The organism is Saccharopolyspora sp. NPDC002686 (assembly GCF_040295745.1).
Lineage (GTDB): Bacteria > Actinomycetota > Actinomycetes > Mycobacteriales > Pseudonocardiaceae > Saccharopolyspora > Saccharopolyspora oryzae.
Window position 1 is genome coordinate 1 of record NZ_JBEOVY010000319.1, and the last position, 9,088, is coordinate 9,088.

Below are 9,088 nucleotides of genomic sequence, written 5' to 3' on the forward strand. Positions count from 1 at the left end.
GGTACAGCACGAGCAGGGTCATGATGACGAGCAGGACACCGGCGAAGGCCGCCAGCACGCCACCGATGAGTACTTTGGGGCGTTATAGCAACCCAAAGTACTCACGACTCCTGACCAGCCGAAACGCTGGCCCAAGCGCGTCCACGATGATCTTGTCAGGTAGGTGCGGTGCACGAGTTCTCGGTGAAGCCGGCGGGGCTCCTGCCTGGCAGAGCGAGGGTTCGCGTTTCGCCCGCAGAGCCTTGAAGACTTGGTCGGTCTGGCCGGTGAGAGCGGACGGTCCAGCCTCGTGGCGGACACCCTCCAGCTGGAGGTGGCGGTGGACACCGGCCGTGCCCTCTATGCGTGGGGATACCTCCCGAGCAGCTCGTGGAAGAGGGCCGCCTTGCAGTTGCCCGACTCCAGGCCGGGCGAGGTGATCGTTCAGCTCGACGCCTCACCACTCGAAGATGCTGTTTCCGTCTCGATCGCGCGATCGAACTGGGACGTCTTGTTCGACGAGCAAACCGGCTTGGTTCGAGTGTCACGTGATCAGCGATCCCCGGAGGAACTGATCGAGATCGCCACCGGCGTTCACCTCGGTTTGGTCGGCGCAGACCTGAACTCCTTTTGGCTCCAACCCGAGTTCGTCCAGTAAACAACCAGTCCCCGAACGCTCCACGACGAGCACTGGTCAGTGGCGGTTGTGTCGGAACGGCGTGCTATCCGACCAGGCGTCTCCCTTGCGATGTCCGGGATTTCAGTCATCTCGAAGGCGCAACTGTATGTGCGTGCGGCGCGAACGTCGGCCAGAAAGATGCTGGGGTGGCGTGGTGATCGCAAGGGGGTGCTGACTGGGCTGAACGAGCCGGTCGAAGTGGCGGGGGCAACTTGTTGTGGGGGGAGGCGATCGATGGTGGCCGGTGATCGGCTCGATTTCCAGCTCTTCGTGCTGAAGCGCATGATCGGTGGGGATGAGCAGATCGACGCGGCCCTTGCCGAGCTCGGGGTTACGCGAGCGGAGATGAGGGACGTCGGTGAAAGGGTCAGCGCGGGGCTGGACTTACGCCAGGGGACGATGACCTTGGCGAACGTCAAGAAGCTCGCGGGGGAGCCCGACGGGGAGGAACGCTGCTGGACGAACGGGGAGAGTGGAACCGCGCTGTTCTACCACTTCCCGATGTGGCCGGAGTTCGACTTCAAGGTCGTCGGGAGGGATGGCGACGGGCTCTGGATCGATGACGGATTCGTGCGGTGCGAAAACTCCGAGGTCCCGCACGTCGAGTCCCCCGAATCGCTCCAGCCGTGGAAGCACTTGGTGGACGAAGTCCGCGAGCGCTTCGGCCCGCTGCAGGAGGGCGACATGTGGCCTCCCTACGAGCAGTACGAGACGGAGCGTCGAGACGCGGATGGCGTGTTGCGCCGACACATATTCCAATTCAGCTGGGGACTCCTCCAGCGAGCCTCGGTGCACTGAAACACGTGGTTGTCTGTCACCGCCTTCAAGGCACGACGCGCCGAAAGGTGCTGCTGCGCGAACGGGCGCCCGCCAGCGCTGGTGGCGCTGACGGGCGCGGAGGTCGTGAGCGTGTTGTCAGCCCTTCCCCGCGAGGCTCTTGAGGGTTGATTGGCCGAAGCTGAACAGGGCGTCGCCAGCGATCACGCCGCCGGCGACGACCTCCATCTCCGAACGGGCCTTCTCGCTGCGCAGCCGGAGCCAGGCGAAGCGGATCACGATCCCGGCCAGCACCGCCCAGCCCGCCGAAGGCTGGCTGACCAGGAGACCGGTGGCGAGCAGGATTCCCGCCTGCCGCTTGGAGCCTCCGACGAGCTGGACGATCGCGCCGGGTACCGCCCAGATGGCCAGCGACATCGCGACGTGGGGTGAGATCCCGCCGTGCATGGTGGCGGCGAACACCCGGTCGACCGGCGGCAGCAGATCGCGGGAGAAGTACGACTCCCACATCACGAGCACGACGGCGATCGCGATGCCGAACGCGATCATGGCCGAGATCAGCTGCTGGCGGCGTCCGGCCAGCTCGAATTCCGCGTCCGCGCCGTGCCCGCGCAGGATGAAGCCCGCTTTGAGGTCGTACCCCATGTCCGCGAAGGCCGGTCCGGTAGCCGCCGAGAACGCGACCAGCACGACGAGCGCTTCCAGCGGAAATCCGATGATCATGCCGATGATGAGCGTGATGAGTGCGACGGCGAACGCGGGGAACCAACCGGCGTGCATGGCGGCGAGCCCGACGATCAGCTCGTGCACCAGGGCCGCGAACCCGGCGTAGAGCACGAAGGCGACCAGCATCCCCGCCGACATGTCCGTCCACAAGCCGCAGATCAGCGCGAGGAACACCGCGATCAGCACGTACGCGACCGAGCCGAGGCCGAGGGTTCGCCGCATGTCGGCGTCGGACCGGCTCGTCCCGCCTCCCTCGCTGTTCCTGCGCGCTAATTGCACGCCGACCTGCACGAGGGCGACCAACCCCGCACCGATCATGAAACCGTGCGGCACGTACGCCTCGGCGAGGTTGCCCTTCGGGATGATGGTGGCGAAGAAATCCCCGCCGAACAGCTGCGTCTGGTACTGCCGCATCAGCAACCCGAGGCCGAACATGACCATGGCGACGATGTTGCCGATGAACGCGACGCCGAACGCCGACATCGGGATGCCCAGCGCACTGCCGGCCGCGCCGACCACGACACCGATCCCGAGCAGACCGGCGCGGCGTCCGCCCTTGTCACCTGCCTGGATCGCTTCGGCCGCTGCGATTCCCGGCGGCCACGCTCCCGACGCCGGGAAGACCTTGGTGTCGAAGAGCCGGTAGAGCATGACGGCATCGACGATCATCGCCGCCGCGACACCGCAGAACATCGGCACCACGAGGTCCGGGCGGCCCAGCGCCCACGGAATGCCGATCGGCAGCAGCAGGCCGTTGGCCGCACCGAAGGTGGCCGAGGAGATCGCGCTCTGGACGAGGTTCTGCGAATGGATGGAGCGGTAGCTCGAGAACAGCGACATCGGCACCCTGGCCAGCACCATCGCGACGAGCGCGCCGATCAGCGAAGTGTTCGCCGAGATCCCCAGGTTGACCAGGATCTGCATCCCGATGATGGCGCCGAAGACGCTGACGACCACCGTCAACGCGAGGTTGGCGGGAGCGAGCGCCCGCGGATGCCGCTGTCCGGTTCTGGCCGCGAGGGTCTGCTCTTCGGACATCAGTCCTCCTCGGCCAGGCGGTAATCGCTGACGCGCGACCGCTCGGAGATGATGCCCTCGCTCAAGTCCCGCTCGACATCGGTCCGGGCCCGAGCGGCCGGATCGCCGTACCCGGCGCCACCGGCGACGTGGATCTCGATGATCTCCTCGGTGCTCGAGATCCGCACCAGCTCGCCGCTACCGCAGTCGTGCAGGACCGATCCGCCCAGATCACGCACCACTCCGCGCGCTCCGCTCCCCGCCATTCCCCCGAAAAGGCCCGGGGTGGTGGACTTGACGCCTTCCGGGTAGACGGCGACGTGCACGGGCAGCCCGTCGTCGTGGCGCTTGCGCAGTGCGAAGCGCTGGCCGAGTCCGCCGCGGTGCTCTCCCGCCCCGCCGGAGTCCTCGACGAACGCCTTCTCCAGGATGAGAACCGGAACGCGCGTCTCGAACAGCTCGATGGACGTGTTCGCGGCCGAGGTGGGGTACAGCAATCCGGACTTCCCGTCCGCCTTGCTCGACGCGCCCTGCCCGCCACCGACGAAGAACATGTCGGAGAAGGTGCCACCGTCCGCGTCGGTGCCGTAGATGGTCGCGGCCACCGGCAGCCCGGTGAAGGACTGCACCTCCTCAGGTGCGGCTTGCGCCAGCGCCTTGAACAGGTTCGGCGCGATGTACCAGCCGGTGCGGGTGCGCAGGTTCACCGACGCCGGACGATTCGCGTTCAGGATCGAGCCCTCGGGCGCCGTCACCTCGAAAGGCCGGTAGCAGCCCGCGTTCCCGCGGACGTTCGGGGTGAGCATGCACTTGAGCGGGTAGGTGGCGTGCGCGGCCGTGTAGTTCATCGTGCAGTTGATGCCGCCCTGCGGCAGCTGCGCGGGGGCGCCGTCGAAGTCGATGGAGATCGCATCACCGTCGACCGTCACCTTGACCGGGTACCGCATCACCTCGCCGAGCGGGTTGTTCTCGATCTCGGAGGTGTACACGCCGTCCGGCAGCTCGCGGATGGCGGCGCGCATCGCGTCCTCGGAGCGCTTCGTGACCACCGACGCCAGCGCCTGCAGGTCGTGCATCCCGTACTCCCGCACGAAGGAGAGCAACCGGGCAGCGCCAAGTGCGTTGGCCGCGACGAAGGAGTGGATGTCGCCGATCACCTGGCTCGGGTTGCGGACGTTCTCGCCCAGCAACGTGAACAGCGACTCGTCCGGTTCACCCGCCGAGTAGAGCTTCATCGGCGGGATCTGCAGCCCCTCCTCGAAGATCTCACGGGGATGCAGGTAGTCCTTGGTGCCACCGATGTCGGCCACGTGCCCGACCGTGCCCATCAGCCCGATCAGCCTTCCCTCGTGGAAGACCGGGGTGACCAGCGCGATGTCGAACAGGTGGCCCGCGCACAGCCAGGGATCGTTGGTGATCAGGACGTCGCCGGGCTGCAGCGTCTCAGCCGGGTACTTGGCCAGCAGCGCCTTGACGGCCCTGGGCAAGGTCAGGTTGAACACCGGCATCGCGCGCGGCGAGTGCGCGAGCGTCTCGCCGGTCGGGTCGAGCAGCTCGCAGGCGAAGTCCTGCGCTTCGGACACCACGAGGGAGAACGCGGTGCGGCACACCGTCTCCCACATCTCCTCGACCACGTTGACCAGCCGGCTCCACATGATCTCCAGGGCGATCGGATCTCCCTCGATCACCTTGACCGCTTCTTCGTGCGGGGTGTCGGCGGTGACGACGGCCGAGGCCTCCTCCGGGAGGGCGACGTCGATGCGCAGGTTCAGCGCGGGGTCGACGAGCACGCTGTCCCCCGGGGGGATCACCGTGGTCGACTCGCGCTCCTCGATGATCGCCGGGCCGTCGATCCGGTCACCGGGGGCGAGCGCGTAGCGATCGTGGACGTCGACCTCCACCCACCCGGAGCCGAAGTAGGCGTCCCGCGTTCCCTTCCTGCTGCGGGCGGATTCGGTCGCCGCCGCACCGCCGGTCAGCGACACCGACGGCGTGGGCCCGATGCAGGTGACGCGGAAGCTGATCGCCTCGATCTCAGCGCCTTCGTAGAGCGAGGTGTAGCGCGCCTTGTAGGAATCGGCGAAGGCATCGCGGATCCGGCCGAGGCTGGCGGCGTCGATGACGCCATCGGGCAGCGGTACCGAAATCTCGTGCAGCTGCCCGATCAGGCGCATGTCGGCGGCGCGTTCGACCCGCACGACGGCGTCCGGCACACCGGCTTCGGCGAGCTTGGCGCGACCCTGTTCTTCCAGGTCGCCCAGCACCGCGTTGACCGAATCGGGGTCGAAGCCGTCCACCATCCGCACCGGCATCGAGCGCACCTGCTCGAACGAGAGCGGTGCGGCGAGGAATCCGACGGCCGACGCCGCGCCGGACGCAGGCGGCACGATCACCTCGCGGACGCCCAGAGCCCTGGCGACGCCCACGGCATGCGCGGGGCCCGCACCGCCGAAACCGACCATCGCGTACCGCCGGGGATCCTTGCCCTTCTCCACGAGGTGCACCCGGGCCGCACCGGCCATGCTCTCCACGACGACCTTGTGGATGCCCCACGCGGCTTCCTCCGGCGCGAGACCGAGCGGTCCGGCCACTGTGGACACAGCTGCTTCGGCCGCGGCCTTGTCCAGCGCCATCTGCCCGCCGAGGAAGAACTCGGGGTCGTAGTAGCCGAGCAGGAGGTTGGCGTCGGTGACGGTCGGCTCGGTACCGCCCTTGCCGTAGCAGGCGGGGCCCGGGTCCGAGCCCGCGGAGCGAGGACCGACCCGAAGCAGGCCGACCTCGTCGATCGACGCGATGGAACCACCACCGGCACCGATCTCGATCATGTCGATGACCGGTGCTTTGATCGGCAGGCCGGATCCCTTCTTGAAGCGGTCGACCCTGGCGGCCTCCATCATCGGCGCGATCTCGGCGCGGCCGTCTTCGATCATGCACGCCTTCGCGGTGGTCCCGCCCATGTCGAACGAGATCACGTCCAGCTTGTCCGCCGAACGACCGAACAGCGCGGTGGCCAGGCCGCCGCCCGCCGGGCCGGATTCGAGCAGGCGGATCGGGAACTCGCGCGCGGTCGAAGGCGCGATCAGCCCGCCGGCCGAATGCATCAGGCGCAGCGCACCGGCGAAGCCGCGTTCGGCCAGCGCGTGCTCGAGCCGCCCCAGGTAGCGGTCCATCAGCGGCTGCACGTAAGCGTTCGCGCAGGTGGTGACTGCGCGCTGGTACTCCCACAACTCTGCGACGACGTCGGAGGACAGGGAGACCGCGAGGTCCGGGAACTCCTGGCGGGCGAGTTCGCCGATTCGACGCTCGTGCTCGGGATTGCGGTAGGAGTGCAGGAAGCAGACCGCGACCGCCTCGATCCCGTTGCGGGAGAACTCGTGCAAGCGGGCGCGCGCCGCGTCGAGGTCGAGCGGCACGACGACTTCGCCGTCCGCGTCGATGCGTTCGGGCACCTCGAGGCGGTCTCGGCGGGCGACCAGCGGATCGGGGAACGGGATGAACAGGTCGTAGATGTCGTAGCGCTGCTCGGTGCCCGCCTCGAGCACGTCCCGGAACCCCTCGGTGGTGAGCAGGCCCAACTTCGCGCCCTTGCGTTCGATCACCGCGTTGGTGACCAGCGTGGTGCCGTGCACGATCTCGCCGATGTCCGCGAGGCGGACCCCGGCCCGCTGCACGAGCTCCTCGATCCCGGCCAGCGCCGCGATCGACGGATCGTGCGGTGTGGTCAGGCGCTTGTGCAGTTCCAGCGAATGCCCTTCGGTGTCGTAGAGCACGAAGTCGGTGAAGGTGCCGCCGATGTCAAAACCAATGCGCAGGCGCGACATGCGTTTTCCTCCGAGTTGTGGGGTCTTGATCAGGTCTGCCGGGTGTGGTCACCGACCAGAGCGGCGATTTCCTCGGTGCGGGTCACCATGAGCTCTTTCATCGCGTTCACTTCCTCGGCCGAGACCGTGGCGAGCGGGTAGGCGATGCACATGGCGAGTGCCTCGTCGTCTTGCGTCCCGACGGCGGTGGACACCACGCCCGCGCCGCGGACCGCTTCGTCGTAGGACTCGGCGAATCCCTGCCTCCGGACCAGTGACAACCGGTCGAGCAGTTCGTCGACCGAGCCGGGTGCCGTGGCCGATTGCCGTTCCCAGCCGTGCGGGAAGAGCTCCCGGACCGCGTCGTCGGGCATCCGGGCGAGCAGAGCCCTGCCTGTGGCCGTCGAATGCACCGGCAGCGGGCGGCCCAGCTGCGGGGAAACGCTCAGCGCGTTGCTGCCCCGGTGGTCGGTGAGGCCGATGACCTCGACCCCGCTGCGGATCGAGACGTAACCGGTGTGCCCGACCTGCTTGACGATGTCCGCGATCGCCGCGTCGACATGCCGGAACAGGACCGAACTGGTGCGGTACGACCGCGAAAGCCCGAGCACGAGAGCGCCGGGGCGGTAGCGCCGGCTCTCCCCGACGGTCTCCAAGAACCCGGCTGCCAGCATCGCGCGCAGCAAGCGCGAGGTGGTGCTCTTCGGCAGGCCGAGCAGCGCTGCTGTCTCGGTAACCGTGAGCTCGGTGCGGTCAGGCGAAAAGCAGCGGAGCACTTCGGCTGCGCTTTCAAGAGTGGTCATAGAGAAAGTTCCATTTTCTGGAACAGCAGTTGCAGAATGCTGGACCAGGCGAGTATGACCCGGACCACTTGCTGACGCAAGGGTTGAATTGCAGGCCCTTTGCGGCCGAATTGCGCGACTTGTGACGTATTCGGAAATGCCGGAATAGTCCGCGTTGACCGTCGGAGAGCAATCCCGGGCCAGCGCGCCGAGCTTCTAGTTCTCCGACACGCGATCTTGATCCTTCGCATTTCGGGTGCGCGGGGACCAGGAAGGTGTTGGGGTGGTGCCACCGGGGAACGTTGGCTTGCGCCTGGATCGAGAGGGCTGGTGGTGTGGGGGTAGTGACGAGGGCTCAGCTGGCGGACATGCTCGCCGACTCAGGTCGCGTAGACGGCGCTGCACTGGCGCTTCGCGAGGAGCTTTGCAGGACTGGGGGAGACGAGGAGTACGAGGCAGGCCAGGTAGAGCGGTCGACGATGCTGGAGATCTATCGGAAGCGGTTATCTCGTCCGAAGTTTCGGCCGGTGCTCGGGGCGGAGCGGCTGCTGCACGACTTCGAGCAGTGCCGCGACGAGACGCTGCACCTGCTCGCTTTCAGCAGTGGTGACCGCGGGTTCCACATCTGGCTCGACGGTGACGCCAGTTCGATCGTTGCCATGACGAGCATGATCGACGTTCTGCTCATGGGTGAGTACGAGCGAGAACTCCGGAACATCAAGCCCTTCCTGGCGTAGCTGTCGACTTGTCTGTCCGCTCGAGTAGGCGATTTTGGAGGTTGTGCTGTGGGCCAAGTGCGCATCTCGGGGAACGACTATCAGGTCACCGCTGCTTCTGACGTGCACGACGACGCGGAGACGCTTGAGTTCCGAACTCTGGAGGGTCCGTCGGGGAGGACCGAGATCTGGATTACGCAGATCGGCGATTACGGATCCCCGGACTTGCACATCCGGCTTTCCCGAGAGTTGCCGCTGCCCGTGGTGGAGGAAGCCATCCGCTACGCGCGAGGGCATTTCGGCCTGTCACCGGAGGTGCAGGCGTGAATCCCTTGATGAGCCCGGAAGCGGTCCCATCCCGGTCAGATTTGGCGGAATACCTGGAAGTTCTCGCGTCAACGTAGCGTGAGGGCGATGTTCACGCCGAGAACGAGACGGCTGAAGATCTCCTGGAAGCAACAGGCGGCTTGGATCACTGACAGATGAACAGCAGCGACACCACCACACGGGCGCCGCGACGATGATCGTCGGAGGTCCCGCGCTCCTTCGGGCGTCAAGGCGTCGGAGGGCTCGCAGGTTCGCTGTTCGTCCTCGCCAGTTGCGTTCTCAGGC

At 67.0% G+C, this 9,088-nt stretch carries 7 protein-coding genes; 4 read left to right on the forward strand and 3 right to left on the reverse strand.

What is annotated here, in order from left to right:
• Positions 1 to 250: 250 nt before the first annotated feature.
• Positions 251 to 637: a hypothetical protein gene (locus ABTZ89_RS30710; RefSeq protein ID WP_351051250.1), complete on the forward strand. Its 387-nt coding sequence runs from the start codon at positions 251 to 253 to the stop codon at positions 635 to 637.
• A gap of 255 nt (positions 638 to 892) precedes the next feature.
• A complete protein-coding gene (locus tag ABTZ89_RS30715; RefSeq protein ID WP_270949277.1) occupies positions 893 to 1,456 on the forward strand; it encodes a hypothetical protein in 564 nt (187 codons plus the stop codon).
• 117 nt (positions 1,457 to 1,573) lie between these two features.
• On the opposite strand, the gene ABTZ89_RS30720 is transcribed toward ABTZ89_RS30715, so the two are convergent.
• Genes ABTZ89_RS30720 through ABTZ89_RS30730 form a run of 3 tightly spaced genes read right to left on the reverse strand, consistent with a single transcriptional unit; the run spans position 1,574 to position 7,781 of the window.
• Positions 1,574 to 3,199: an OPT/YSL family transporter gene (locus ABTZ89_RS30720; protein ID WP_270949276.1), complete on the reverse strand. Its 1,626-nt coding sequence runs from the start codon at positions 3,197 to 3,199 to the stop codon at positions 1,574 to 1,576.
• Entirely contained in the window at positions 3,199 to 6,999 is a 3,801-nt protein-coding gene (locus ABTZ89_RS30725) for a hydantoinase B/oxoprolinase family protein (RefSeq protein ID WP_351051254.1), read from the reverse strand. Before ABTZ89_RS30725 ends, ABTZ89_RS30720 begins: the two co-directional genes overlap by 1 nt.
• A gap of 29 nt (positions 7,000 to 7,028) precedes the next feature.
• A complete protein-coding gene (locus tag ABTZ89_RS30730; RefSeq protein ID WP_270949274.1) occupies positions 7,029 to 7,781 on the reverse strand; it encodes an IclR family transcriptional regulator in 753 nt (250 codons plus the stop codon).
• Between the two features lie 323 nt (positions 7,782 to 8,104).
• Here ABTZ89_RS30730 and ABTZ89_RS30735 point away from each other — a divergent pair, with 323 nt between their 5' ends.
• Positions 8,105 to 8,497, forward strand: a complete 393-nt coding sequence (locus tag ABTZ89_RS30735; protein ID WP_351051257.1) for a hypothetical protein — start codon at positions 8,105 to 8,107, stop codon at positions 8,495 to 8,497.
• Between the two features lie 48 nt (positions 8,498 to 8,545).
• Complete coding sequence (locus ABTZ89_RS30740) at positions 8,546 to 8,803, forward strand: hypothetical protein (RefSeq protein WP_351051260.1); 258 nt, start codon at positions 8,546 to 8,548, stop codon at positions 8,801 to 8,803.
• Positions 8,804 to 9,088: the final 285 nt, after the last annotated feature.